Origin of the sequence: Streptomyces huiliensis, assembly GCF_020037025.1 — a bacterium.
GTDB lineage: Bacteria > Actinomycetota > Actinomycetes > Streptomycetales > Streptomycetaceae > Streptomyces > Streptomyces huiliensis.
Genome location: NZ_JAIQLH010000006.1, coordinates 12,434 through 38,307 on the forward strand (window position 1 = coordinate 12,434; position 25,874 = coordinate 38,307).

Genomic DNA, 25,874 nt, shown 5'->3' on the forward strand with positions numbered 1-25,874 from the left:
GTATCAGTCCAGGTAGCCGCGCAGCTGGTCGGCGAAGGCGTGGTCCCGGAGCTTGTTGAGGGTCTTGGACTCGATCTGCCGGATCCGCTCCCGGGTGACGCCGAATATCCGGCCGATCTCCTCCAGCGTCCGCGGCCTGCCGTCCACCAGCCCGTAGCGCAGCTGCACCACCTTGCGCTCGCGCTCGCCCAGCGTGGACAGGACCGCCTCCAGGTGCTCGCGCAGCAGGAGGAAGGCCGCGGACTCGACGGGCGAGGCGGCGTCCCCGTCCTCGATGAGGTCGCCGAGCGCGACGTCGTCCTCCTCGCCGACCGGCGCGTGCAGGGACACCGGCTCCTGGGCCAGCCGCAGCACCTCGCTGACCCGCTCCTCGGAGAGGTCGAGGTAGACGGCGACCTCCTCGGCCGTCGGCTCGCTGCCGCGCTCCTGGAGCATGCGGCGCTGCACCCGGACGACGCGGTTGATCAGCTCGACGACGTGCACCGGGACGCGGATCGTCCGCGCCTGGTCGGCCAGGGCCCGGGACATGGCCTGGCGGATCCACCACGTCGCGTACGTCGAGAACTTGTAGCCCCGCGCGTAGTCGAACTTCTCGACCGCCCTGATGAGGCCGAGGTTGCCCTCCTGGACGAGGTCGAGCATGGTCAGGCCGCGTCCGATGTAGCGCTTGGCGACGGAGACGACCAGGCGCAGGTTGGCCTCGATGAGGCGGCGCTTGGCCATCCGGCCCAGGACCACGAGCCGGTCGAGGTCGAGCGCCAGGCAGGTGTCCAGGTCGGGGTCGTTCGACAGCTTCTCCTCGGCGAACAGCCCGGCCTCCACCCGGCGGGCCAGCTCCACCTCCTCGGCCGCGGTGAGCAGCGGGATGCGGCCGATCTCGCGGAGGTACTGGCGGAAGAGGTCCGAGGAGGGGCCGCCCGACTCGGCTGCGCGCCGGTCGCGGTCGCGGTCGCGGTCCGGCACCGGCTCGGGGCCCGGCCCCGGCTCGTCGGCCAGGCTCTCGGGTGGTGGTGGTCCGGGCTGCCGCGGAACGGCCCCTACGGGGTCGGCCAGGGCCTCGGGGAGGGTAGGGGTCCGGGTCTGCACGGGGGCGACCTCCAGGGTGATCGCTGCTCTGGGCAGAGGCTCGGCGCGGCGGCGGCACCGCCCACCAGTGTGGGGCACGACGTGGCTCCGCCACGAGGGTCGTGCGGCCACTTTCTGTGGTCGGAGGGTGACCCTGCGGGGGCTGTGCCCCGGTCCCGCCCCTTCGCCGATTCCTGGGGGCAAGCCCCCAGCCCCCCGAAACCGCGCTCCGCGCGGTTGTCCTCAATCGCCGGACGGGCTGAATCAGCCCGTCCGGCGATTGAGGACAGCGCCCGATGGGCGCTTTGGGGGCGCGGGGGCTTGCCCCCGCAAGAAACGGTGAAAGGGCGGGACCGGGGCGAAACCCCGCCCGTCAGGGCTAAAGCGCCGCAGCCCCCCGCTCCTGCAGCGCCTTCCCGTACTGCTGGAGCACCCACAACTCGTTCTGCACCGCGGCGAGATGATCCGGCGCCGACTGCGCGCCGAGCCGCACCAGACTCCCCTGAACCTCCCGCACCCGCCGCTCCACGGCCCGCAGCCGCACCTGCACCAGCTGCTGCCCGGCATAGATCTCGTCCACCGTCTTGGCGTGGATCGACTCGACGGCGAGCTCGGTGATCATGGAGCGGACGGTGTCGTCGGGAGCGGCGTCCCGCACACGAGTGAGGTAGTCGCCGTCGGCCAGAGCGACGCCCCCGGCCGTCTCGATCGCCCGGCGGACCACCGCGTACGGCGGAGCGGTGAACTCGTCCTCGCCGTAGGCGTCGAAGGCGGGGGCGACCAGGTCCGGCCGCTGGAGGGCGAGCTTGAGGAGCTCGCGCTCCGTGCGGTGGGCGGGGCTGCGGAGGTTGAGGGCGGGCCCGCGGGATGCCGGGGGCGCGGCCGGCCCGGCGGCGGGAGCCGGGGCCGCCGCGCGAGCGGCAGGGCGGGAGCGCCCGTCGCCGCGCGCCTCCCGCTCACGAGCCCACCGCGCGAGCTGCCCCACCCTCAGCACGACGAACTGCGTGTCGAGAATCCCCAGCAGCCCGGCCAGCCGCACGGCGTACTGGTGGCGGATGGAGCTGTCCTTGATCCCCGCGACGATGGGGGCGGCTTCCTCCAGGGCCGCCGCCTGCCCCTCGGGGGCGTCCACGTCGTGCCGGGCGACGACGGAGCGGAGGGCGAACTCGAAGAGCGGCGTGCTCTCCTCGATCAGCTGCCGCACCGCGTCGTCGCCCTTGTCGAGCCGGAGCTCGCAGGGGTCCATCCCGCCGGGGGTGACCGCGATGTTGGTGTGGGCGGCGAACTTCTGGTCGTCCTCGAAGGCGCGCAGGGCGGCCCGCTGCCCGGCCGCGTCGCCGTCGAAAGTGAAGATCACCTTGGCCCGCGAGTTGTCCATCAGCAGCCGGCGGAGGATCTTGACGTGCTCGCCGGCGAAGGCGGTGCCGCAGGTGGCGATGGCGGTGGTGACGCCGGCCAGGTGGCAGGCCATCACGTCGGTGTAGCCCTCGACGACGACCGCGCGGTTGCCCTTGGCGATGTCCTTCTTGGCGAGGTCGATGCCGTAGAGGACGTGGGACTTGCGGTAGATCGGCGTCTCGGGGGTGTTGAGGTACTTGGGGCCGTTGTCGTCGTCGCGGAGCTTGCGCGCGCCGAAGCCGACGACGTCGCCGGTGATGTCCCGGATGGGCCACATCAGGCGGCCGCGGAAGCGGTCGATGGGCCCGCGCCGGCCGTCCTGGGAGAGGCCGGAGAGGATCAGCTCCTTGTCGGTGAAGCCGCGGCCGCGCAGGAACCGGGTGAGGTGGTCCCAGCCGGCCGGGCTGTAGCCGACGCCGAAGTGCCGGGCGGCGGCCTGGTCGAAGCCGCGGCCGGCCAGGAAGGCCCGGCCGATCTCGGCCTCGGCGCCGTCCAGCTGCTCGGCGTAGAACTGCGCCGCGACCTTGTGCGCCTCGACCAGCCGGGTGCGCTCGCCCTGCTGGCGGCCGGGCGTGTAGCCGCCCTCCTCGTAGCGCAGGGTGATGCCGGCCTGGGCGGCGAGCCGCTCGATGGTCTCGGTGAACGACAGGTGGTCGATCTTCATCACGAAGTCGACCGTGTCCCCGCCCTCCTGGCAGCCGAAGCAGTGGTACAGCCCCTTGGCCGGGCTGACGTGGAAGGACGGGGACTTCTCGTCGTGGAACGGGCAGAGGCCCTTGAGGTTGCCGCCGCCGGCGTTGCGCAGCTGGAGGTATTCGGACACGACGGCGTCGATCGGGACGGCGTCCCGGACCGCCTTCACATCGTCATCGTTGATCCTGCCTGCCACGCGTGAAGTCTACTGGCGGCCGCCGACACGCCGGCCCGCGGTCCGGAGGATCAGGGGAATCTCAGGGGAGCAGCCCGTCCAGCGGGACCCCTGGGTCGGCCAGCGCCTCGGGATCCGGGCGCGCGCCGGCCCGGATGAGCCGCTGGACGGACTCCGTGACGTCCCACACGTTGACGTTCATCCCCGCCAGCACCCGGCCCTCCCGCAGCCAGAAGGCGATGAACTCGCGCTTCCCGACGTCCCCCCGGCACACCACCTGGTCGTAGGAGCCGGGCGGCGCGTAGCCGGAGTACTCCATGCCGACGTCGTACTGGTCGGAGAAGAAGTAGGGGACCCGGTCGTAGACGACCTCCTTGCCCAGCATGGCGCGGGCCGCCGCCGGGCCGCTGTGCAGGGCGTTGGCCCAGTGCTCGACGCGGAGCCGGCCGGCGGCGTCCGGCCGCTCGACCGCGGCGACGTCGCCGGCGGCGAAGACGTCCGGGTCGGAGGTGCGCAGGGACGCGTCGACGGCGACACCGCCGCCGTCCTCGCGGTCGACGAGGGCGAGCCCGGCGGCCTCGGCGAGGGCGGTGCGCGGGGCCGCGCCGATGGCGGCGAGGACGCTGTGCGCGGGGTGCTCCTCGCCGTCGTCGGTGCGCACGGCGAGCACCATGCCGTCCTGGCCGGTGATCTCGGTGAGGCGGGCGCCGAAGTGGAAGCGGACGCCGTGCTCGGCGTGCAGGTCGGTGAAGACCTGCCCGAGCTCGGGGCCGAGGACCCGGTGCAGCGGGGTGGGGTCGGGCTCGACGACGGTCACCTCGGCGCCGTAGCCGCGGGCGGCGGCGGCCACCTCCAGGCCGATCCAGCCGGCGCCGGCGATGACGAGGTGGCCGTTGTCCCGGCCGAGGGAGGCCAGGACGCCGCGCAGCCGCTCGGCGTGGGCGAGGCGGCGCAGGTGGTGGACGCCGGCCAGGCCGGTGCCGGGGATGTCGAGGCGGCGCGGTTCGGCGCCGGTGGCGAGCAGCAGCCGGTCGTAGTGGACGCACGTGCCGTCGCCCAGCCGGACCGTGCGGGCGGCGCGGTCGAGGTGGACGGCGGGCAGGCCGAGGTGGAGCTCGACGTCGGCCTGGGCGTACCAGGCGGGCTCGTGGACGAAGACGCTGTCCCGCTCGTCCTTGCCCATGAGGTACCCCTTGGAGAGCGGCGGGCGCTCGTAGGGGTGGTCGCGTTCGTCGCTGATGAGGATCACCCGCCCGGTGAATCCCTCCGTGCGGAGGGTCTCGGCCGCCTTGGCGCCGGCGAGTCCCCCTCCGACGATGACGAACGTCTGGTTCGCGTCCACCACTTGCTGCCTCCTCGCTCGATGTGCTTCGAGTCCCCGGTGCGTTCGCCGGAACGGCCAGTGCGAGCGTCCCGCACGCGGCGGGCCGCCGGAAGAGGGCCGCGCCGGGGACCGTCCGCGGCCCGGGCCCTTCGCTTCCCTCTTCCGATCAGCCGACGGACGGCGGGCGGCCTCCGGTGAGCCGGGCGTGCAGGGTGCGCGCGGAGGCGTCGGTGAGGGCGGCGATCTGGTCGACGACGGCGCGCAGCCGGCCCGAGTCGTCGGCCGCGGCGGTGTACAGGGTCCGGAACTGCGGGTCGAGGCCGTCGGGCGCGCGGGCGACGAGCGCCTCGGCCAGCTCGGCGAGGACGACGCGCTGGTCGGCGCGGAGCTTCTCCTGGTCCTCGCGCTGGATGACGTACCGGTCGGCGACGGCCTTGAGGACGGCGCACTCCAGCCGGGTGCCGTGCGGGACGACGAGGCCGGCGCGGTGCCGGGTGAGCCGGCCGGGGCCCCACGCCTCCCGGGTGGCGGTCTCGGCGGCGAGGCAGAACCGGCCGATGAGCTGGCTGGTGGCGTCCTTCAGGCGGGCCTGGGAGACGGCCGAGCCGTCGTAGCCGTGCGGCCACCACTCCTGGTCGAGCAGCCGGTCGAGGGCCTCGGCCAGCTCCTCGGGGTCCGCGCCGGGGGCGTAGCGGCGGGCGGCGACGGCGAAGATCTCGCGCCGTTCGGGTTCGGCGGCGAGGACGTTGGGGTCGAGGTGGCCGGCGTGCAGGCCGTCCTCGACGTCGTGGACGGAGTAGGCGACGTCGTCGGCCCAGTCCATGACCTGGGCCTCGAAGCTCCTGCGGTGCGGGGGCGCGCCCTGCCGCAGCCAGTGGAAGACCGGCAGGTCGTCGGGGTAGACGCCGAACTTGGCCGAGTCCGGGTCGGTGGGGTGGCCGGCGCGCGGCCAGGGGTACTTGGTGGCGGCGTCGAGCGCGGCGCGGGTGAGGTTGAGGCCGACGCTGGCGGGCTCGCCGGTCTCGGGGTCGGTGACGAAGCGCTTGGGCTCCAGCCGGGTCAGCAGCCGCAGGGACTGGGCGTTGCCCTCGAAACCGCCGCAGGACGCGGCGACTTCGTCGAGCGCCTGTTCGCCGTTGTGCCCGAACGGCGGGTGGCCGAGGTCGTGCGCGAGGCAGGCGGTCTCGACGAGGTCGGGGTCGCAGCCGAGGGCGGCGCCGAGCTCCCGGCCGACCTGGGCGCACTCCAGGGAGTGGGTGAGCCGGGTGCGCGGGCTGGCGTCCCACACCTGGCCGCTGGCACCGGGGGTGACGACCTGTGTCTTCCCGGCGAGCCGGCGCAGCGCGGCGGAGTGCAGGACGCGGGCGCGGTCGCGCTGGAAGGCGGTGCGGCCGGGCCGCTTGTCGGGCTCGGGGGCCCAGCGCTCCAGGTCCGGGGCGTCGTATCCGTCGAGGGCGGGCGCTTCCCCGCGGGTGGTCGCTGCTGAGCCGTTCATACCCCCGACGGTAGTCCCCGGGTCGGACAAGGGCATGGGGTCCCTCGGCCCGTTCGCGTCGGTCCGGCCGGCCCGGCCCCGGCGGTTTCCCGGCGATCGCGGGGAACCGCGCGGCCCCGCCCCGCGTTCTTTCCGTCCGGAAAGGGGGAGGCGAACATGCGTCTGAAAATCCGGCCGCTGAACATCCGGCCGCTCCGTTGGCTGCCCGCCACCCGCAAGGGCCGGCGCCGGACCGTCCAGGCGGTGATGGCGGCCTGCGTGCTGGCGCTGCTGCCCGTGACCTGGGTGCACGCCGCCGCCGAGGCCCGGCTGCGGCAGGTCGCGGACGTGCCGCCGGCGCCGGTGGCCATCGTCTTCGGCGCCGGCCTGTGGCAGGGCGAGCCCTCCCCCTACCTGGCGCACCGGCTCGACACCGCGGTCGACCTCTACCGGGCGGGCAAGGTCCGCGTCGTGCTGGTCACCGGCGACAACGGCCGCCGGCAGTACAACGAGCCGGACGCCATGCGCGCCTACCTCCACGCGCACGGCGTCCCGGACGACCGGGTCGTCGCCGACTACGCCGGCTTCGACACCTGGGACTCCTGCACCCGCGCCCGCCGCGTCTTCGGGGTGCGCAAGGCGGTGCTGGTCACCCAGGACTTCCACATCCGCCGGGCGGTGGCGCTGTGCGACGCGGCCGGGATCGACGCGTACGGCGTGCCGGTGGAGGCGAAGCGCGACCGCACCTGGTACGCGGCGGGCGCCCGGGAGATCGTGGCGGCCGGGAAGGCGGCGGTGGAGGCCGCCGTGCGGCCCGGGCCGAGGTTCCTGGGCCCGCGCGAGCCGGGGGTGGACCGGGCGCTGGCGGCCGCGGAGCGCTGAACCCCTTTGAGCTACCGCTTGGGCTCGCGGTTGTTTATGGCGTCGACGTACAGCCGGAAGATCTCGTCGTCGTTCAGGGGGCTGTACGACACCTGCGACGAGCGGTCGCCGTCCGGGCCGCCGCCGTTGAGCCCGCCCAGGACGCCCACCAGGTCGCCGGTGCGCGTCCGCTCGTTGAAGTGCACCAGCCAGGGGCTGCCCGAAGTGCCGGAGAAGAAGCCCTCGCAGCGCATCTTCAGCTGGTTGTGGTGCTCCAGCTTGCCGGTGAGGGCGGTGCAGCGGATGGCCTCGTCGGCGGGGTCGTCGTCGGCGCTGGGGTAGCCGATGACGGTCACCCGGTTGACGTAGCCGGGGGTGCGGGCCAGCCGGTTGGCGCCGGTGACCTGCTCGATCTGACGGCCTTTCGCGTCGGGCCGGACGGTGGCGAAGGCGAAGTCGTAGTCGGATCCCTCGCCGGTGTCGGTGCGTCTGGGGTCGGTGAAGGTGCGGTCCACTCTCCACACGCCGTACGGCTGCTCCTTGGCGCCGGCCTGATAGTCCGGCACGAACGCGGCGTCCTCGCCGATCGAACAGTGCCCGGCCGTCACCAGCAGGTTCCCCTTGGGGCTGTGCACGACGCTGGCCGTGCAGTGATGGCTCTTCATGTCCTCGCCGGTGTAGAAGAGGACGCCTACCGAGGGCACGCCGCCGAAGTGCCGCGCGTTGCCCGTGATGCGCTGCGCCTCGCCGCGGGCGTCGCCGTCCCCCGCGTCGTCCGTGACCGCGGCGGCGGAGGGCGCGGTCAGGTCGGAGCTCCAGAACCGCTTCGCCTGCTCGCTGGTCCAGCTGCGGTCCTTCCCGTGGCCGCCGGCCTGCGGGACGGCCGCCGCCAGGACGACGACATAGAGCCCCGCCAGCGTGGCCCGGCCCCATCGGGCCCGGCTCCACCGGGGAAAACGCACAGGCACCCCCACCACGTTCGGAAGGTCGTTCACAGGCTAACCGCATCGTCCGGCACGGGCGGCGCACCGGACGGTTTTCCGTACCGTCGGACGACCGACGATCCGGTGTATGACCAGCGTACGAATGATCGTCAACCATCCACCACATCCGGTACGGGAAGTCTCGTCCCGCCTGCCCCGATCACACGAACGGCGTCCGCCCTGCGTGCCCCATCGGTCGTACCCGTCCTACGCGGCACACCGGCCGTACCCGTCCTACGCGGCCTACGCGGCCTACGCGGCCTACGCGGCCTACGCGGCCTACGCGGCCCACTGGTCGTAGCCGAGCTTGCAGAGCAGCCCCAGCACCACCACGACCAGCACCCCGCGGACGAAACCGCTCCCCCGCTTGAGCGCCATCCGGGCGCCCAGCGTCCCGCCCGCCAGGTTGAAGACGGCCATGGGCAGGGCCAGCCACCAGAGCACCGCGCCCTGGAGCGAGAAGGTGACCAGGGCACCGACGTTGGTGCAGACGTTCACGATCTTGGCGGTGCCGGAGGCGGCCACCAGGTCCATGTGGAGGATCCCGGCCAGCGCGAGGACGAGGAAGGTGCCGGTCCCGGGGCCGATCAGGCCGTCGTAGAAGCCGATGCCCAGACCGGCGACGAGGATCGCCGTCCACACCCGCCGCCGGCTCACCGGGCCGGAGGCCGCGGTGGCGGCGCCGAAGCCCGGGCGGAGCAGGACGAAGGCGAGCACCACGACCAGGATCACCATGATCAGCGGCCGGAGGACCGCGCTGTCGATGCCGGCGGCGAAAACCGCCCCGGCCAGCGAGCCGCCGAGCGCGGCGAGACCGGTCCGGAAGGCGGTGCGCAGGTCGAGGGGGGCCCGACGGGCGTAGGAGACCGCGGCGGCGGCGGTGCCCCAGATGGCCACGGCCTTGTTGGTGCCGAGCACGTGCGCGGGGGCGGCGTGCGGCAGGCCGACCAGCAGGGCGGGGAGTTGGAGGAGGCCGCCGCCGCCCACGACGGCGTCGATCCAGCCGGCGGCGGCCGCGGCGAGACAGAGCAGAAGCAGTGTGGTCAGGGATATGTCGTGGGTCACCTCGGGATCGTACGGGGCAGGGGACGCCCCAACTCCGTTTCACCGGCGGCTTCCTGCCGCGCACCCCGCCCCGGCTAGGCTGTCCGCGGCAGGTGCCGGTGACCCCTGATGTGCCTGGTGAGGCAGGGCGGAGGAGCACGTGACGAACGGCTGGACGCTGGACGACATGCCCGAACAGAAGGGCCGGACGGCGGTGGTGACCGGTGCCAACAGCGGCATCGGCTACGTCACCTCGCGGGAACTGGCCCGGCGCGGCGCGCGGGTGGTGCTGGCCTGCCGGGACGCGACGCGCGGCAGGGCCGCCGAGGACCTGCTGCGACGGCAGGTGCCCGGCGCGGACGTCCGCCTGGCCCGGCTCGACCTGGCCGACCTGGAGTCCATACGGTCCTTCGCCGCGGAACTGCCCGAGGAGCGGCTGGACCTGCTGGTGAACAACGCCGGGGTGATGGCCCTGCCGCGACGGCGCACGGCCGACGGCTTCGAGGCCCAGTTCGGCACCAACCACCTGGGGCACTTCGCCCTGACCGGGCTGCTGCTGCCGCGGATGCGGGACGCGGGGTACGGGGCTCGGGTGGTCACCGTGTCCAGCGGGATGCACTTCGCGGGCACGGTCGACCCGCGCGACCCGCAGATGGACCGCGGCTACCGCCGGTGGACCGCCTACGCCCGCTCCAAGAGCGCCAACCTCCTCTTCGTCCACGAACTCGCCCGCCGCCTCGCCGCCGACGGCTCCCCCCTGGTCGCCGCGGCGGCCCACCCCGGCTTCGCTGCCACCGGCCTCCAGACCGCCGGCGTCCGGATGGAGGGCCGGCGGCGCGCCGAGCGCGTCGTCGCGGCGGCCACCCGCCTGATCGCGACGAGCGCGGAGGCGGGTGCTCTCCCGACTCTTTACGCCGCGACTGCTCCCGACGTCCGCCAGGACGACTTCATCGGGCCTGGCGGACCGCTGATGCGGGGCGCTCCCGCGCGGTCGCCGCGTGCTCCCTGGGCCCGGGACGATCGGGCGGCGGAGGGGTTGTGGCGGATGTCGGAGCGGCTGACGGGGGTGCGGTGGGGGTGGCCGGCGGGGGTTTGAGCCCCGGTCCCGCCCCTTCGCCGATTCCTGGGGGCGAGCCCCCAGACCCCCCGAAACCGCGCTCCGCGCGGTTGTCCTCAAACGCCGGACGGGCTGAAGTGCGCGCCCAGGCCCCATCCAGCCCGTCCGGCGTTTGAGGACGAGCGGCGAAGCCGCGACAAGCGGGGTCTGGGGCGCAGCCCCAGGAATCGGCGAAGGGGCGGGACCGGGGCACAGCCCGCCGCAGGCGCGACCTCAGCCCACCCGGAACCGCAATCGACAGATCACCGCATCCGTATCCCGCCGCACCGCATGCGCCACCACCGCCCCCCGCTGATTCTGCAGCAACCGCTGCCACAGCCGAGCAGGCTCGACCTCCGGAATGAGAACGGTGACCCGGTTCTCGGGATGGCGACCACTGATCTCCTGGACGTAGTCGACGATGGGACGCCCCAACGTCCGTGCAGGAGCCGGAAGTTCGACGAGATCGACCCCCGGATTCCAGAGCTCCCAGTCCCGCCGCAACGACTCCGCCGCCCGCCGCCCCTCCGCGTCGGGCTGGGCGACGGTGACGGCGACGACCTCGTCGCCGAGGGAGACGGCGGCGGTCAGCGCCTTGCTGGTCAGCCGGGACAGAGAGGAGACCGGCACGACGACCACGGAGTGGCAGCGGCGGGGCGGCTCCGGCACCCGCCCGAGCTCCAGCCGGCCGCCGATCCGGCTGTAAGCACGATGAACGGCCTCGAAGGCCAGCACCATCAGCGGAAGAGCGAGGACGATGAGCCAGGCACCCTCCGCGAACTTCGTCGCCGTGACGACCACCGCCGACACTCCGGTGAGCAGCGCACCGAAGCCGTTCAGCAGCGCCTTGCCCCGCCACCCGGACGCGCCCTCCCGACACCAGTGCCGCACCATCCCGACCTGGCAGATGGTGAACCCGACGAACACCCCGATCGCGAAGAGCGGCACCAGCGTGTTGACGTCACCGCCGGAGCAGACGAGCAGCAGTGCCGAGACGGCGGCCAGCGCGAGGACGCCGTGCCGGTGCACCTGGCGGTCGGCCTTGAGGGCGAAGACGTGGGGGAGGTAGTTGTCCCGGGCGAGCAGGCTCATCAGGACGGGAAGCCCGCCGAAGGAGGTGTTGGCGGCCAGCGCCAGCAGCACGACGGTCGCGAACTGCACGACGTAGAAGGCCCAGTTGTGGCCGAGCGAGGCGTCCGCCAGCTGTGCCAGGACGGTGACGCCCTCCACCGGCTGGAGGTGGAAGCGGCCGATGAGCACGGAGAGGCCGATGAGCATGGCGCCCAGCAGCGCGCCGAGGGCCACCTCCGTGCGCTGGGCGCGGCGGGCGCGCGGGGCGCGGAAGGCGGGGACGGCGTTGGCCACGGCCTCGACGCCGGTGAGGGCGGAGCAGCCGGCGGCGAACGCCTTGAGCAGCAGCAGGGCGCCGACCGAGGTCGCGTCGGAGCTCAGCGCGGACGCGTGCCCGGCGGCGGCCTCGGTGCTCGCGGGCGCGTCCCGGAACAGTCCGACGACGATCATGGTGAGGATCGAGCCGACGAACACGGCGGTCGGGACGACGAACGCCTTCGCCGACTCGGCGATGCCCCGCAGGTTCACCCCGGTGACCAGCGCCAGCACGCCGAGGCAGATCCACAGCCGGTCGGCGTGGAGGGCGGGGAAGGCGGAAGTGAGGGCGGCGACGCCGGCGGTGACGGAGACCGCCACGTTCAGGACGTAGTCCAGGACCAGTGAGGCGGCCGTGACGAGGGAGGTGCGACGGCCGAGGTGGCGCTTGGCCACCGCGTAGGAGCCGCCGCCGTCCGGGAAGGCGGCGATGACCTGCCGGTAGGAGGCGACGAGCACGGCGAGCAGGGCCGCGATGGCGAGGGTGACGGGCAGGGTGCAGCCGAGACCGTGGGCGCCGGCCGCGGCCAGCACGAGGACGATCGACTCGGGGCCGTACGCGACGGAGGCCATCGCGTCGAGCGACAGCGCGGCCAGGCCCTGGACGGCCGTGAGCCGGTGCCGTTCCTCTCCCGCCGGCTCGGGCACGGTATCCGGCGGTTCCTCGCCGGTCCCGTCGAGCCGTTCTTCCGTGTGGGCCGGCGTGGACATCTCTGTTCGTACCTCCGTGACGTGGGAGGCTCAGCCTGCGCCGGAGGCGACCGGAAGGCGCTGCTTCTTGGCGGCCTCTTGTCGCCTCCCGTTGCCATCTTGGCGCTTCTTTAACGGATGTTGACCGAAGGGATGTCAAGAGGGCGTCAGGGGACCGTCAGGTTCGGACACGTTTCCGTCAGCTTGGCGTCAACGGGCGCGGGATCACCGCGCGGACGGCCCTAACCTCGCGCCATGGGACGGCGACCGACCGTAAGGACGCGCAGACACGGGCCCCGCTCCGGGCCCCCCGCCACCACGGCCACCGACGGCGTACTCGCCCGGGACCGCGGCTGGCGGCGCGAGGCCCGCGAGGCGTGGTGCTGGGGAACGGCGCTCGGCGCCCTCCTCACCCTCGTCGACCTGTTGCGCGGCGAACTCGACGCGGTACGGACCTGCTGCTGGATCGCGCTCGGCTCGACTCTCGTCGCGGTCCTGCGACCGCCCCGCGTCACCGCCGGCGACGGCTGGCTCGCCTCCCGCGGCCTGCTCCGCGAACGGCGCGTACGGACCGATCTCCTCACCCGCGTCCGGCAGTTGGACGGCGTCGCACCCCGGCTCGTCCTCCGGGACGTGGGCGGGGGGCGGGTGGAGCTCGACCCGCGCGTACTGCGGGCGAATCCGCTGCTGTGGCACGAGGTGGAGCGGGGGGCCCGGAGGGCCTTGGAGCGGGGGTTGCTTCGGGAGGGCGCTCCCGTGCTTGCGGCTCTGGCGAGCCGGATCGACGGGGAGGGGGCGCGGGAGGTCCTGCGGGCGTCGGGGCTGGAGTGAGGGTGCCCCGGTCCCTGCCCCAGAGGGGGCACCCCCATTTCACCGTTTCTTGCGGGGGCAAGCCCCCGCCCCCCCGGCCGGGCAATTCAGCCCGTCCGGCGCTTGAGGACGAGCGGCGAAGCCGCGATAAGCGGGGTCTGGGGCGCAGCCCCAGGAATCGGCGAAGGGGAGGGACTGGGGCACCCCACCCGAAGCGGCTACCGCCGCTTCAACCGCCCCCGCACCCCCTTCAGCAACTCCACCCGCCCAGTCCGAATCACCAGCACATCCCGCCCCTCAACCACCTTCGCGTACCAAGGCAACCCGAACCGCTGCCACTTCGCGGCAGCAAGCCGCGCCCGCGGCGGCACAGGAACGGTCCACTCCCCGGCCCCGGCCGAGAGCCGCAGCTCGAAGCGCCACTCCCCCGGCGCGGCGGCGCAGTCGTACCGCACGGAGAAAGCGCCGTCCGATTCCGGCACGACAGGCGCCGAGCGCACGGCGCCGGTCGACACCTCGGTGGCCCGCAACACCAAAGCGCCGGAAGGCCAGCCGGAAAGAGTGCAACGGCCGGTCACGGACAGGGTGGCCGGGCCCTCCGAGGCCCAGTCCGCCCCCTCCACACCCAAGTGCGGCAGCACACGATGCCGCGTCTCCCCCACATCAAGCGAGAGGTTCCGGTACGGCTTCGTGGTGAACAGAGCGGCCGCCGTCCCCTCCCCCGTCACCACCGTCACCGTCTCGTCGGTCACGGACGACGCGCGGCGGCTCCCGAGCCGCGCCTCCTTGGTGACGCCCCGGGCGTCGACCGCGAGGGTGAAGTCCCACAGGCCCGGGCCCAGCGGCGCCCCGCCGGCCGCCGTGGCGAGGTCCACGGTCACGTCGAAGCCCGCATCCGGGTAGCGGAACTGCCCGCCGTCCTCGTCCGCGCCCAAGTCCGGCGTGGGAACGCGCCGCACGGGAAGCCGGTGCTCGACGGAACCGCCCCGCTTGCGCAGCAGCAGCTCGACGTCCGCCTCGCCGGATATTCGGTGCACGTACGCGTGCCCGGCCAGCCGCAGCGAACCGCCGTCCAGCTCGGCGGTCTCCAGGAAGTGGCGGACGCGCAGCTCGGACGTGATGTCGTAGCAGTCGTCGGGGATGTTGAGCGTGGAGTCGCGGAAGTAGGGGTACTCCGCGTACGCGCGCCCGTCCTCGGTGACGATGTCGGGCCCCTGGGCGGCGGAGGCGGCCAGGGTGGTGATGCCGTAGCTGGCGGCGCCCCGGTCCAGCTCCCAGCGGACCACGGTGAGGAGCTCGTCGAGCAGCCCCTCCCGGATGAGGTGGCAGCGCAGCCGGACCATGGCGGGCAGCCGGGCGGCCAGGCCCTCGTGGTAGTACGGCTCGATGAGCTCGCCCAGTTCCTTGAGGAGCTTGTCCTGGGTGTCGCGGTAGGGCTCGCGGCACAGCTGGAGGACGGCGTCGCGCAGCTCTACCGCGAAGTGACGGTGCATCAGGACGTCACGCTGGTCGCCCGGTTCGGTGTGCCGGGCGACCAGTTCGGTCATCATCCGGAACAGGTCCATGCGCATCCGGGTGCCGTGCGGCTGCGCGGTGATGTTGTTGCCGTCCTCGCGGGCCACCCAGTACAGGCAGTCGTAGTCGGCGACGACGGAGATCGCGGCGGCCTCCAGGTAGGCGGTCGCGGTGAACGGCTGGTCCTCGCCGATCGACAGGCCGGTCTCGAACCGCAGCCCGAGCCGGTCGATGAGCGCGCGCCGGAACAGCTTCATCGGGTTGAGCGTCCAGTAGACGCGGGACGAGAACACGTCGGTCTTCGGCTGGTTCCGGCCGAACATGGACGAGGGCGCCCGGCGCCCGCCCTCGCCGACGATCCGGCCGAGGACGACGTCGGAGCCGTTCTTGTCGGCGGCGGCGACCATGCGCTCCAGGGCCTCGGGCCCGAGGTGGTCGTCGGCGTCCAGGAAGAAGACGTGCCGGCCGGTGGCCCGGTCCAGGCCGAGGTTGCGCGGGCCGGCGGGGCCGCCCGAGTTCTCCTGGTGGATCACGCGCATGCAGGGCGCCCCGGCCGCGAGCCGGTCCAGCTCGGCGGCGGTGCCGTCGGTGGAGCCGTCGTTCACGACGATCAGCTCGATCCGGTCGGCCCCGAGGGTCTGGTCGAGCACGGACGTGACACTGCGGGTCACGTACGGCATGGCGTTGTACGAGGCGATGATGACCGTGACGTCCGGGCCGGGCATGGGTGCGCGCTCCGTTCCTGCGGTCGGGGCGTGGCTCCCGGCCGGGGGTGGGCTGGTCGGTGCCGGCCGGGTCCCCGGCGCGGGCCATTTCAGGGTATACGAGGGTGATATCCCGAACGACTGTCCGAAAATCGACCGCCGCCGCCTTGCGGCAGGGCCGCTTCCGTGGCCGGAACGATCGACATGCCGGTGCAACACCCCTGTCGTGATCGCGCCGCATCGTTGATCGTTGACCTGTCGGGCCGCCACCCGGCCCCGCCCACCGGGAATCCGGCGCCTCCGGCGACGACCACCGGCCCGCGAGCCCGCTCGTTGACCACCCGGAGGACCACGGAGGACCACGGAGGACCACGGAGGACCACGGAGGACCACGGAGGACCACGGAGGACCACGGAGGACCACGGAGGACCACGGAGGACCACGGAGGACCACGGAGGACCACGGAAGACCGCGCGCACCAGTACGTCGCAGCACGTCGCAGCACGTCGCAGCACGTCGCAGCACGTCGCAGCACGTCGCAGCACGTCGCAGCACGTCGCAGCACGTCGCAGCACGTCGCAGCACGTCGAAGCACGTCGAAGCACGCCACAGCACAGCCGACGCACCCAAGGGGGACAGCACCATGCCGATCACCCGCAGACGACTCCTCACCGCCGGCGGCGGCCTCGCGCTCGCCGGCGCGACCGCCGCCGCCTGCGGCTCCAACACCGGGCGCGGAGGCGGCGGTTCCGGCGGCAGCCTGTCGCACTGGTACCACCAGTACGGGGAGCCGGGTACCGAGCAGGCCGTCCGGCGCTACGCCGCCGCGTACAAGAAGACCCGGATCTCCGTCCAGTGGCGCCCGGGCGGCAACTTCGACCAGCAGACCGCCGCCGCCCTGCTCTCCGGCTCCGGCCCGGACGTGTTCGAGGTCAACGGCCCGACCCTCGACCAGATCCTCGGCGGGCAGGTCGTCGACCTCACCGACCTCCTCAAGGACGTCAAGGACGACTTCCAGCAGGCCGTCCTGGCGCCCAAGACCCACGACGGCCGGATCTGGGGCATCCCCCAGACCGTCGACACCCAGCTCCTCTACTACCGCAAGAGCCTCCTCGACAAGGCGGGCGTGCGCCCCCCGCGCACGCTCGACGAGCTCGTCGACGCCGCCCGCCGGCTCACCGACCGCCGGACCAAGGGCCTCTTCCTCGGCAACGACGGTGGCGCGGGCGTCCTCGGCGCGACCCCGCTGCACGCCGCCGGCCTCTCCCCCGTCACCGCCGACGGCAAGGTCGGCTTCGACGACCCGGCCGCCGCCCGTACCCTCGCCAAGATCCGCAAGCTGTACGAGGACAAGGCGCTGCTGCTGGGCGCGCCCGCCGACTGGTCCGACCCGTCCGCCTTCGTCCAGGGCCTCACCGCCATGCAGTGGTCCGGGCTCTGGGCGCTGCCGCAGATCACCAAGGCGCTCGGCGACGACGTGGGGGTGCTGCCGTTCCCCGCCGACGGCCCGGCGGGGAAGCCCGCGGTCCCGGTCGGCGCGTACGCGGCGGCGGTCAGCGCGCGGAGCGACCGGAAGGCGGAGGCCAAGGCGTACGTCCGCTGGCTGTGGGTCGAACAGACCGGCTATCAGGAGGACTTCGCGCTCTCCTACGGCCTGCATCTCCCGGCCCGCACCTCCCTCGCCCGGAAGGCGGACCGGCTCCGGCAGGGGCCCGCCGCCGAGGCGTCCCGGTTCGCGGCCGAGCACGGCCACGCCGACCCGCTGCTGTGGACGGTCGCGAGCAAGGTCGCCTACCAGGACGCGCTGAGCCGGATCATCAAGGACGGCGCCGATCCGGAGGGGCAGCTGAAGGCGGTGGTGCGGACGACGGAGGCGGAGCTCGCGCGCGTCCGGAAGAGGTCCTGAATGCCGCCGGCCGCGCTCCGTCCCCTCACCTCGAATACCACCCGCCGGCAGCGGAACCGTACCCTCTGGTTCTGGGTCTTCGTCGGCCCCTTCGCCGTCGGCCTGGCCCTGTTCACCTACGTCCCGCTCGGCTGGAGCGTCTTCCTCAGCTTCTTCGACGCGCACAACACGGTCACGCCCACCGACTTCACCGGCTTCGGCAACTACCGCCGGATCCTGTCCGACCCGGAGTTCCGCTCCTCCCTCACCACCTTCGCGGTCTTCACCGCGATCATCGTCCCCGCCACCTTCGCGCTCTCCCTCGCGCTGGCGCTGGCGGTCAACCGGCTGCGGTGGGCACAGGCGTTCTTCCGCTCGGTCTTCTTCCTGCCGACCGCCTGCTCCTACGTGGTCGCCGCCCTCGTCTGGAAGATGTCGATCTTCAACGGGGTGCGCTTCGGGCTGGCCAACACCGTCCTCGGCTGGTTCGGCGCCGAGCCCGTCGCCTGGTTGGCGACCACCCAGCCACCCTGGTACTGGCTGGTCATCGGCACGGTACGGCTCTGGCTCCAGACCGGCTTCTACATGATCCTGTTCCTGGCCGGGCTGCAGCGCATCCCCGTCCGGCTGTACGAGGCGGCGGCGCTCGACGGGGCCCGCCCCGGCTGGCAGACCTTCCGCCACATCACGTTCCCCGCGCTGCGCGCCACCTCGGTGGCGGTGGCGCTGCTGCTCGTCATCAACGCCTTCCAGGCGTTCGACGAGTTCTTCAACCTGCTGTCGGACGCGCGCGGCTACCCGCCGTACGCCCGGCCGCCGCTGGTCTACCTGTACTACACCGCGCTCGGCCAGGGGCAGGACCTGGGCCTGGGCAGCGCGGGGGCGGTCGTGCTGGCGCTGGTGATCGCGGTGGTGACGGTCGTCCAGGCACGCTGGTCCGGCCTCGGCCGGAAGGAGGAGTGACACCGTGACCCCGTCCCGGAAGAGGTCCACTGAAAACCCCGCGCACGACGCGCTCGCCCGCGCCGGCCGCGCCCTCCGGCTGGTCCTGCTCATCGCGCTGGCCGCGCTGTTCCTGATCCCCTTCTACCTGCTGCTGCGCAACGGGCTCGCCGCCGAGAGCGACATCACCGCCGCCGACTGGACCTTCTTCCCCCGCGAGCTGCACTGGTCGAACGTCCGCGAGCTGTTCGACGACCCGGACGTGCCGATGGCGCACGCGCTCCTCAACTCCACGCTGATCGCCGTCGCCACGACCGCCGGCACCCTCGTCCTCGCCTCACTCGCCGGCTACGGCCTGGCCCGCATCCCGTACCGGCACGCGAACGCCGTCTTCTACGCGATCCTGGGCACCCTGATGGTCCCCGCGGCCGTCACCTTCGTGCCCTCGTTCGTGCTGGTGTCGTCGCTGGGCTGGGTCTCCACGCTGCGCGGCCTGATCGTGCCCACCCTGTTCAGCGCCTTCGCGTGCTTCGTCTTCCGGCAGTACTTCCTGGGGTTTCCAAGGGAGTTGGAGGACGCGGCGCAGGTGGACGGGCTGGGGTACTGGCGGACGTACTGGCGCGTCGTCGTCCCCAACTCGCTGCCGGTCTTCGCCGCCGTCGGCACGATCGTCTTCATCGGCGCCTGGAACGCCTTCCTGTGGCCCCTGGTCATCGGCCAGGACCGGGACGCGTGGACGGTCCAGGTGGCGCTGTCGGCGTTCAGCACCGCGCAGACGGTCAACCTGCACGAGCTGTTCGTCGCGGCGGCCGTCTCGATCGTTCCGCTGCTGGTGGTGTTCCTGTTCCTCCAGCGGTACATCGTGGCGGGCGTCGAGCGTTCGGGGATCGACGACTGAGGCGACTGGGCCGTCCCCGACGGGTCTGCTGCCGGTTCCGTCACGCTTGAGCACCGCCCCGGCCCATTGGGGTGACGGGGGGTGTGCGGAGGTGCGGCAGGGTCTGCTCGCGCGCCAGTGCTCCGCGGCCAGGCGACGCATGAATCTGGCCAAGTGGCCGGTTGCTCTGCCCTAATGGCTCCACCGTGAACAACGGTTCCGAACTGTCACTGGAGGCATCGTGTTCGCTGACGCACGCGCCCGGATATGCGGCACCGCCCTCGCGCTCACACTCGCGAGCAGCGGTCTCCTCGTCCCCTCGACAGCCCGTGCCGCTGTCGGAGACCTGGTCTGCCAGGGGACGCAGAGGACCACCTTCGATCCGCCGCTGACCAACGCCACCACGACCACCGACGTGACAATCCGCGAAACGTGGACCACCTGCGCGGACCCGGCCGGCATCACGTCCGGCCACGGCTCCCTCCGGGTGACCGTCCCCTCGTCGTGCCAGTCCCTCGGCTTCGGACCGCCGTCCACCGTGGAGTACAGGTGGAACAACGGCCGGAAGTCCACCGTGCACTGGACCAGTGTCGTGGTGACGAGACTGACGAGCACCAGCGAGGTGGTCAAGACGGGAGCGGTCACCGACGGGTACGGCCGGAACGACACGGCCACCGAGACGATCACCCTGCTCAACCCGAACCCCCTGGCCTGCGCGGGACCGGGCGTGCCCAGCGTGGAGGGGGTCAGCACGCTCACGTTCCAGTGACCGTGCGCGTCGCACCGCGGAGCGTGTCCGGCGGCGTGCCGGGAGCGTCGGTTCACCGGACACGCTCAAGACGGCCACGCTCAAGACGGCCACGCTCAAGGCGGCCACGGAAGCGAGAAGCGCCCACCGCGTGGGCAGCCGGGCCCCGGCCGGCACCGGGCTACACGGCCCAGGGCGACCGCTCCTGGAACGCCGGCCGGTCCCGGCGCGGCTGCGGCCGGTGGCCGCCGCGCAGCAGGGCCGCGCCGAGCGGCGTGAGGGTGTGCAGGACGGCGCTGCCGTGCCGCAGTGTGAGCACCAGGCCGGCCTCGCGCAGGACGCCCGCGTGCTGGCTGGCCGAGGCGGCCGACACCCCGACGCGGCGGGCGAGTTCGCTGGTGGTGCAGCCGCCGCCGATGGAGCCGAGCACCGCCGACCGGGTCTGCCCCACCAGCTTGCCCAGCGAGCGCGGCGCGTCCTGCACCGGCGGCGCGGACTCCGCGCAGTGCCGGGCCGGGTAGACGAGGACGGGCGCCAGGTCCGGGTTCCGCAGGGTGACGGGGTTGCCGCGGCAGAAGAAGGACGGCACCAGCAGCAGGCCGCGCCCGTCGAGGTGCAGCTCACGGTCGACCGGGTAGTCGCACTCCAGCACGGGCGCGTGCCAGCGCATCGTGGGCGGCAGCGAGGACAGCAGGGCGTCCGCCCCGCCGTCGAGGAGGGCCCGGCCGCGTACGGCGCGGTCGGCCTCGATCCGCGCCTGGATGTGCGCCCAGTACGGTGCGATGGCCGCCTCGTGGTAGTCGTGCAGGGCGCTGATCAGTTTGCCGAACGCCCGGGCGTCGCCCTCGGCCAGCGATCGTATCCAAGCGGGCAGGGTGCGGACGGTGGACAGCCGGCCCAGCTCGTCGTGGATCCGCTCGGCCGGAGTCGCGCGCAGCGCCTCCACGCCGGTCTCCAGTCCGAGTACGCCTTCGGCCGGTGTCAGGAAGTCCGGGAAATAGCCCCGGGGCGGAACCAGCGGGGCCAGCAGCCGAGTTTCACTATTCAACCGAGCACGGGTTTCGGTGCGCCAATCGCCGTAGATCGACTCGCCTTGTTTGTCCCGCAGCCGGTGCAAGCTCAATACGGTTTCCCAGAGCACGTCCGGGTCGCCGGCCAGGCGCAACCGGGCCAGATCGAGTCCAGTGAAATGGACACGCAGCACCAAACCCCCACATGAGACATCCGCCGTCACCCCCCGCCCACTGAGTATGCACACCGATACGTGCTGTTACCACGCCCTTTTGGCCACAGTTGAAAGGACTCGCGGCGAACACCCCCGGAGCGAAATCCTATTCACGCACTCAGGGCCGCCCCAGCTCGTTCCCGTGGGGGGTGGCGAGCGAAAAAGCGGTCGCTGAGTATGCGAGTTGCCGCCCGAGCCGATGCGGGCGGCAACAACTCCCGGTGGGGGAGTAAACGAGGGGCGGCGCTCCCGCACGAGCGCCGCCCCTCCGCCGTGCTCCGGGCTCCCGGGCGGGCCCGCGGGACACGCGCTGTCACATGCCGGTTCCGCTGCGATGATCTTCCGGTGGACGCCGCGTTACGCCCGGGTTAACCACGTACCGGACACGCCGCACCGCTCGTCGATCCGTTCACGGCAAGCGGAAGGGGCGGCCCCGTGCGCGAGACCGCCCCTTCCCGGTACCGGAGCCGCGGCAGGTCTGAGGGTCGAGGTCATCCCATCAGCGGCTCCGGAGTTCATCCGGCCCGTGTCACCGGCTGTCGCTCACCGCCCCGGTGAGGGCCGCGGCGCGGCCGGCCTCCAGGCGGGCGACGGGGATGCGGAACGGGGAGCAGGAGACGTAGTCCAGGCCCACCTCGTGGAAGAAGTGCACCGACTCCGGGTCGCCGCCGTGCTCGCCGCAGACGCCGAGCTTGAGGTCGGGCCGGGTGGCCCGGCCGGCCTCGGCCGCGGCCCGCACCAGGGAGCCGACGCCGTCCTTGTCGATCGTCTCGAACGGGCTGACGCCGAAGATGCCCTTCTCCAGGTACGCGGTGAAGAAGCTGGCCTCCACGTCGTCCCGGGAGAAGCCCCAGACCGTCTGCGTCAGGTCGTTGGTGCCGAAGGAGAAGAACTCGGCGGCCTCGGCGATCTGACCGGCCGTCAGGGCGGCGCGGGGCAGCTCGATCATGGTGCCCAGGGTGAGCTTGAGGCTGGTGCCGGTGGCGGCCTCGACCTCGGCGATGACGCGCTCGGCCTCCTCGCGGACGATCTCCAGCTCCTGGACGGTGCCCACGAGCGGGATCATGATCTCGGCGCGCGGGTCGCCCTTGGCGTTCCGCCGCGCGGCCGCGGCCTCGGCGATGGCCCGGACCTGCATGGCGAACAGGCCGGGGATGACGAGCCCGAGGCGGACGCCGCGCAGACCGAGCATCGGGTTCTGCTCGTGCAGCTTGTGCACGGCCTGGAGCAGGCGCAGTTCGTTCTCGTGCGCCTCCTGGCGGGCCTCGGCGAGCGCGACGCGCACGGAGAGCTCGGTGATGTCCGGGAGGAACTCGTGCAGCGGCGGGTCGAGGAGGCGGACGGTGACCGGGAGACCGTCCATGGCCTCGAACAGCTCGACGAAGTCGGCCTTCTGGAGCGGCAGCAGGGCGCCGAGGGCCTCCTCGCGCTCGGTCTCGGTGTCGGCCAGGATCAGCCGCTCGACCAGCTCTCGCCGCTCGCCGAGGAACATGTGCTCGGTGCGGCAGAGGCCGATGCCCTGGGCGCCGAACCGGCGGGCGCGCAGGGCGTCCTCGGCGTTGTCGGCGTTGGCGCGGACGCTCAGCCGGCGCATCCGGTCCGCGTAGGCCATCATCCGGTGCACGGCCTGGACGAGCCCGTCGGCGTCGTCGGCGCCCGCGTGCATCCGGCCCTCGAAGTACTCGACGACCGGAGACGGGACGACGGGGACCTCGCCGAGGTAGACCTTGCCGGACGAGCCGTCGATGGAGACGACGTCGCCCTCCTCGATCACCACACCGCCCGGAGCGGTCATCCGCCGCCGCTTGGTGTCGACTTCGAGCTCCTCCGCGCCGCAGACGCAGGTCTTGCCCATACCGCGGGCGACGACGGCCGCGTGCGAGGTCTTGCCGCCGCGCGAGGTCAGGATGCCCTCGGCGGCGATCATGCCGTCGAGGTCGTCGGGGTTGGTCTCGCGGCGGATGAGGATGACCTTCTCACCCGAGCGCGACCACTTGACGGCGGTGTACGAGTCGAAGACCGCCTTGCCGACCGCGGCACCCGGCGAGGCGGCGATGCCCCGGCCGAGGAACTCGGTCTTCGCCTTCTCGTCGAAGCGCGGGAACATCAGCTGCGCGAGCTGGCTGCCCGTCACCCGCTGGAGCGCCTCGGCCTCGCTGATCAGGCCCTGGTCGACCAGCTGCGTGGCGATGCGGAAGGCGGCACCGGCGGTGCGCTTGCCGACGCGGGTCTGGAGCATCCACAGCTTGCCGCGCTCGATCGTGAACTCGATGTCGCACAGGTCGCGGTAGTGCGTCTCCAGCGTCTCCATGATCTGCATCAGCTGGTCGTACGACGCCTTGTCCAGCTGCTCCAGCTCGGCGAGCTGCATGGTGTTGCGGATGCCGGCGACGACGTCCTCGCCCTGCGCGTTCTGCAGGTAGTCGCCGTAGACGCCCTGGTGGCCGCTGGCGGGGTCGCGGGTGAAGGCGACGCCGGTGCCGGAGTCGGGGCCGAGGTTGCCGAAGACCATGGAGCAGACGTTGACGGCGGTGCCCAGGTCGCCGGGGATGCGCTCCTGGCGGCGGTAGAGCTTGGCGCGGTCGCCGTTCCAGGAGTCGAAGACGGCCCTTATGGCCAGGTCCATCTGCTCGCGCGGGTCCTGCGGGAACTCCCGCCCGGTCCGCTCGGCGACGATCCCCTTGAACTGCTCGACGAGCGCCCGGAGGTCGTCGGCGTCCAGCTCGACGTCGGTCGAGACGCCCTTGGCCTCCTTGGCCTCCTCCAGCGCCTCCTCGAAGAGGTCGCCGTCGACGCCCAGCACCGTCTTGCCGAACATCTGGATGAGGCGGCGGTACGAGTCCCACGCGAACCGCTCGTCCCCGGCCTGGGCGGCGAGGCCCGTCACGGACGCGTCGGAGAGCCCGATGTTGAGGACGGTGTCCATCATGCCGGGCATCGAGAACTTGGCGCCGGAGCGGACGGAGACCAGCAGCGGGTCGTCGGCCTGCCCGAGCTTCTTGCCCATCCGGGCCTCCAGCGCGTCCAGGTGCGCCGTGACCTCGTCCCGCATCGCCGGCGGCTCCTGCCCCTCGGCCAGGTAGACCTTGCACGCCTCGGTGGTGATCGTGAACCCGGGCGGCACCGGAAGACCGAGGTTGGTCATCTCGGCGAGGTTGGCACCCTTGCCGCCGAGCAGGTCCTTGAGGTCCTTGTTGCCCTCGGTGAAGTCGTAGACGAACTTCTGCTGATCTTCGGATACCGGCACGGAACTCGACTCCTTCACTGGACCTCCCGGGGAAAAGCGCTGCCGCAGTGGGGAGGGTTGCCCTGACGGCGGGGAGCGTACCCAGATCGAAGGCGTCTGAGGAGGTCTACTCCAACGACATGAGGCCGTAACCGCCCGTCTGCCAGCAGATCGAAAGTCGCCTGCCCGGCCGGGGTTTACGGATGATCCCTTCACATCTTGAACGCGATGTCATGGTGGAGTGACGAGACGACACGCTGTGTCGAGATTTCGGCCATTCGGCCGTCACTTCCTGAAGCCAGAGTGGGTGGCACTGAGTGCCACCCTTAGGAAGATGCACGCCCTGATTTCGCGCTCATGTGAGCGCACCCCCTATCAGAGGTGGCGAGAATCACGCCGTAGTACTAGCCCGTCCGGCGTTTGAGGACAACCGCGCGACGCGCGGTTTCGGGGGTGCGGGGGCGGAGCCCCCGCACGAAACGGTGAAAGGGCGGGACCGGGGCACAGCCCGCCGCAGGCGCCCCCCGCCGGGGCGAGGCGCCCTCACCCACCCGAAGTGTCGAGCTCCGCGTCCGCCCCAACGACCGCACAGTCATACGGATCATCCAGCCACCCCTCAGGCAGCACGACCCGGCTCCGCCCCGACGTCCGCCCCCGAGGCCCGTCCGCCCCCGCGGGCCACGCCTGATCCAGGTCGAGCCCGCTCAGAAGAGCGTCCAGCTCGGCCAGCGACGACGTCACGGCGAGCTGCCGCCGCAGCTCGGACCCGATCGAGAACCCCTTCGTGTACCAGGCGACGTGCTTGCGGAAGTCGATGACGCCGCGCTCCTCGCTCTCCAGCCACTCCCCCAGCAGCTCCGCGTGGCGCAGCATCACCCGCGCCACCTCCCGCAGCGTGGGCGCGGCGGGCTCGCGCGGCCCGTCGGGGTCGAAGGCGGCGACCAGGTCGCCGAAGAGCCAGGGCCGCCCGAGGCAGCCGCGCCCGACCACGACGCCGTCGCACCCGGTCTCGCGCATCATCCGCACGGCGTCATCGGCCGACCAGATGTCGCCGTTCCCGAGCACGGGGATCTCCGGGACGGCCTCCTTCAGCCGGGCGATGGACTCCCAGTCGGCGGTGCCGCCGTAGTGCTGGGCGGCGGTGCGGCCGTGCAGGGCGATGGCGGTGACGCCCTCCTCGACGGCGATCCGGCCGGCGTCGAGGAAGGTGATGTGGTCGTCGTCGATGCCCTTGCGCATCTTCATGGTGACGGGCAGCGACCCGGCGTTGCCGACGGCCTCGCGGAGGATGGCGCGCAGCAGGTTCCGCTTGTAGGGGAGGGCGGAGCCGCCGCCCTTGCGGGTGACCTTGGGGACGGGGCAGCCGAAGTTGAGGTCGATGTGGTCGGCCAGGTCCTCGTCCACGATCATGCGGACGGCGCGGCCGACGTAGAACGGGTCCACGCCGTAGAGCTGGATCGAGCGCGGCTTCTCGGTGCCGTCGAAGTGGATCAGCCGCATGGTCTTGGCGTCCCGCTCGACCAGCGCCCGGGTGGTGATCATCTCGCTGACGAACAGCCCCTTGCCGCCCGAGAACTCGCGGCACAGCGTGCGGAAGGGCGCGTTCGTGATCCCGGCCATCGGGGCCAGGACCACCGGCGGCTGCACGGTGTGCGGACCGATCTGGAGCTGCGTCATGGAGGGGCGTCCTCGTTCGTGCGGGATGGGCGTCGTCCGGCCGCCTCACGGGCGTACCGGGCCGGTGGGGCGACCG

18 protein-coding genes are annotated in these 25,874 nt (G+C 72.6%); 7 read left to right on the forward strand and 11 right to left on the reverse strand.

Annotation, left to right across the window (positions count from 1 at the left end):
- Positions 1-3: 3 nt before the first annotated feature.
- From JNW98_RS01485 to JNW98_RS01500, 4 genes are all read right to left on the reverse strand, one after another.
- On the reverse strand, positions 4-1,164 hold the full coding sequence (locus JNW98_RS01485) for an RNA polymerase sigma factor (RefSeq protein WP_223766190.1): 1,161 nt from the start codon (positions 1,162-1,164) through the stop codon (positions 4-6).
- Between the two features lie 280 nt (positions 1,165-1,444).
- A complete protein-coding gene (dnaG, locus tag JNW98_RS01490; RefSeq protein WP_223766191.1) occupies positions 1,445-3,352 on the reverse strand; it encodes a DNA primase in 1,908 nt (635 codons plus the stop codon).
- Positions 3,353-3,413: 61 nt separating this feature from the next.
- Positions 3,414-4,676, reverse strand: a complete 1,263-nt coding sequence (locus JNW98_RS01495) for an NAD(P)/FAD-dependent oxidoreductase (protein WP_223766192.1) — start codon at positions 4,674-4,676, stop codon at positions 3,414-3,416.
- A gap of 145 nt (positions 4,677-4,821) precedes the next feature.
- On the reverse strand, positions 4,822-6,150 hold the full coding sequence (locus JNW98_RS01500; protein ID WP_223766193.1) for a deoxyguanosinetriphosphate triphosphohydrolase: 1,329 nt from the start codon (positions 6,148-6,150) through the stop codon (positions 4,822-4,824).
- A 156-nt stretch (positions 6,151-6,306) separates the two neighbouring features.
- Here JNW98_RS01500 and JNW98_RS01505 point away from each other — a divergent pair, with 156 nt between their 5' ends.
- Positions 6,307-7,011, forward strand: a complete 705-nt coding sequence (locus tag JNW98_RS01505; RefSeq protein ID WP_223766194.1) for a SanA/YdcF family protein — start codon at positions 6,307-6,309, stop codon at positions 7,009-7,011.
- Between the two features lie 11 nt (positions 7,012-7,022).
- On the opposite strand, the gene JNW98_RS01510 is transcribed toward JNW98_RS01505, so the two are convergent.
- Positions 7,023-7,958 (reverse strand): trypsin-like serine peptidase, encoded by a 936-nt coding sequence (locus JNW98_RS01510; protein ID WP_223766195.1) that lies wholly within the window; start codon positions 7,956-7,958, stop codon positions 7,023-7,025.
- A gap of 294 nt (positions 7,959-8,252) precedes the next feature.
- Positions 8,253-9,038: a TSUP family transporter gene (locus tag JNW98_RS01515; RefSeq protein ID WP_223766196.1), complete on the reverse strand. Its 786-nt coding sequence runs from the start codon at positions 9,036-9,038 to the stop codon at positions 8,253-8,255.
- A gap of 139 nt (positions 9,039-9,177) precedes the next feature.
- Between JNW98_RS01515 and JNW98_RS01520 the strand changes: the two genes are divergently transcribed.
- Complete coding sequence (locus JNW98_RS01520; RefSeq protein ID WP_223766197.1) at positions 9,178-10,113, forward strand: oxidoreductase; 936 nt, start codon at positions 9,178-9,180, stop codon at positions 10,111-10,113.
- 234 nt (positions 10,114-10,347) lie between these two features.
- Here the strand turns inward: JNW98_RS01520 and JNW98_RS01525 are convergent, their stop codons facing one another.
- The gene (locus JNW98_RS01525) at positions 10,348-12,210 is read right to left on the reverse strand and encodes an APC family permease (protein WP_223766198.1); all 1,863 of its coding nucleotides are present in this window, start codon (positions 12,208-12,210) and stop codon (positions 10,348-10,350) included.
- 234 nt (positions 12,211-12,444) lie between these two features.
- Between JNW98_RS01525 and JNW98_RS01530 the strand changes: the two genes are divergently transcribed.
- On the forward strand, positions 12,445-13,020 hold the full coding sequence (locus tag JNW98_RS01530) for a hypothetical protein (RefSeq protein WP_223766199.1): 576 nt from the start codon (positions 12,445-12,447) through the stop codon (positions 13,018-13,020).
- Positions 13,021-13,217: 197 nt separating this feature from the next.
- Here JNW98_RS01530 and JNW98_RS01535 read toward each other — a convergent pair whose 3' ends face one another.
- Positions 13,218-15,239: a glycosyltransferase family 2 protein gene (locus JNW98_RS01535; protein WP_223766200.1), complete on the reverse strand. Its 2,022-nt coding sequence runs from the start codon at positions 15,237-15,239 to the stop codon at positions 13,218-13,220.
- 622 nt (positions 15,240-15,861) lie between these two features.
- On the opposite strand from JNW98_RS01535, the gene JNW98_RS01540 reads away from it, so the two are divergent.
- From JNW98_RS01540 to JNW98_RS01555, 4 genes are all read left to right on the forward strand, one after another.
- Positions 15,862-17,124: an ABC transporter substrate-binding protein gene (locus JNW98_RS01540; protein ID WP_223766201.1), complete on the forward strand. Its 1,263-nt coding sequence runs from the start codon at positions 15,862-15,864 to the stop codon at positions 17,122-17,124.
- Positions 17,125-18,066, forward strand: a complete 942-nt coding sequence (locus JNW98_RS01545; protein ID WP_223766202.1) for a carbohydrate ABC transporter permease — start codon at positions 17,125-17,127, stop codon at positions 18,064-18,066. It begins immediately after the preceding gene.
- Positions 18,067-18,070: 4 nt separating this feature from the next.
- On the forward strand, positions 18,071-18,943 hold the full coding sequence (locus JNW98_RS01550; protein WP_223766203.1) for a carbohydrate ABC transporter permease: 873 nt from the start codon (positions 18,071-18,073) through the stop codon (positions 18,941-18,943).
- A gap of 220 nt (positions 18,944-19,163) precedes the next feature.
- Positions 19,164-19,691, forward strand: coding sequence for a hypothetical protein (locus JNW98_RS01555; protein ID WP_223766204.1), 528 nt, complete (start codon positions 19,164-19,166; stop codon positions 19,689-19,691).
- Positions 19,692-19,851: 160 nt separating this feature from the next.
- Here JNW98_RS01555 and JNW98_RS01560 read toward each other — a convergent pair whose 3' ends face one another.
- The 3 genes from JNW98_RS01560 to dusB all read right to left on the reverse strand — a co-directional run bounded on the left by JNW98_RS01560 (position 19,852) and on the right by dusB (position 25,798).
- Positions 19,852-20,874, reverse strand: coding sequence for an ArsR/SmtB family transcription factor (locus tag JNW98_RS01560; RefSeq protein ID WP_223766205.1), 1,023 nt, complete (start codon positions 20,872-20,874; stop codon positions 19,852-19,854).
- A 550-nt stretch (positions 20,875-21,424) separates the two neighbouring features.
- Positions 21,425-24,142 carry a pyruvate, phosphate dikinase gene (gene ppdK / locus JNW98_RS01565; protein ID WP_223766206.1) on the reverse strand — a complete coding sequence of 906 codons (2,718 nt, stop codon included), beginning with the start codon at positions 24,140-24,142 and terminating at the stop codon, positions 21,425-21,427.
- Between the two features lie 522 nt (positions 24,143-24,664).
- Complete coding sequence (gene dusB / locus JNW98_RS01570) at positions 24,665-25,798, reverse strand: tRNA dihydrouridine synthase DusB (protein ID WP_223766207.1); 1,134 nt, start codon at positions 25,796-25,798, stop codon at positions 24,665-24,667.
- Between the last annotated feature and the right edge of the window lie 76 nt (positions 25,799-25,874).

What these genes read in the sequence shown, in the direction of transcription:
- JNW98_RS01500 (WP_223766193.1), bottom strand. Translation starts at nt 6,150, where the DNA reads ATGAACGGCTCAGCAGCGACCACCCGCGGGGAAGCGCCCGCCCTCGAC.
- JNW98_RS01505 (WP_223766194.1), top strand. Translation starts at nt 6,307, where the DNA reads ATGCGTCTGAAAATCCGGCCGCTGAACATCCGGCCGCTCCGTTGGCTG.
- JNW98_RS01525 (WP_223766198.1), bottom strand. Translation starts at nt 12,210, where the DNA reads ATGTCCACGCCGGCCCACACGGAAGAACGGCTCGACGGGACCGGCGAG.
- JNW98_RS01530 (WP_223766199.1), top strand. Translation starts at nt 12,445, where the DNA reads ATGGGACGGCGACCGACCGTAAGGACGCGCAGACACGGGCCCCGCTCC.
- JNW98_RS01535 (WP_223766200.1), bottom strand. Translation starts at nt 15,239, where the DNA reads ATGCCCGGCCCGGACGTCACGGTCATCATCGCCTCGTACAACGCCATG.
- JNW98_RS01540 (WP_223766201.1), top strand. Translation starts at nt 15,862, where the DNA reads ATGCCGATCACCCGCAGACGACTCCTCACCGCCGGCGGCGGCCTCGCG.
- JNW98_RS01545 (WP_223766202.1), top strand. Translation starts at nt 17,125, where the DNA reads ATGCCGCCGGCCGCGCTCCGTCCCCTCACCTCGAATACCACCCGCCGG.
- dusB (WP_223766207.1), bottom strand. Translation starts at nt 25,798, where the DNA reads ATGACGCAGCTCCAGATCGGTCCGCACACCGTGCAGCCGCCGGTGGTC.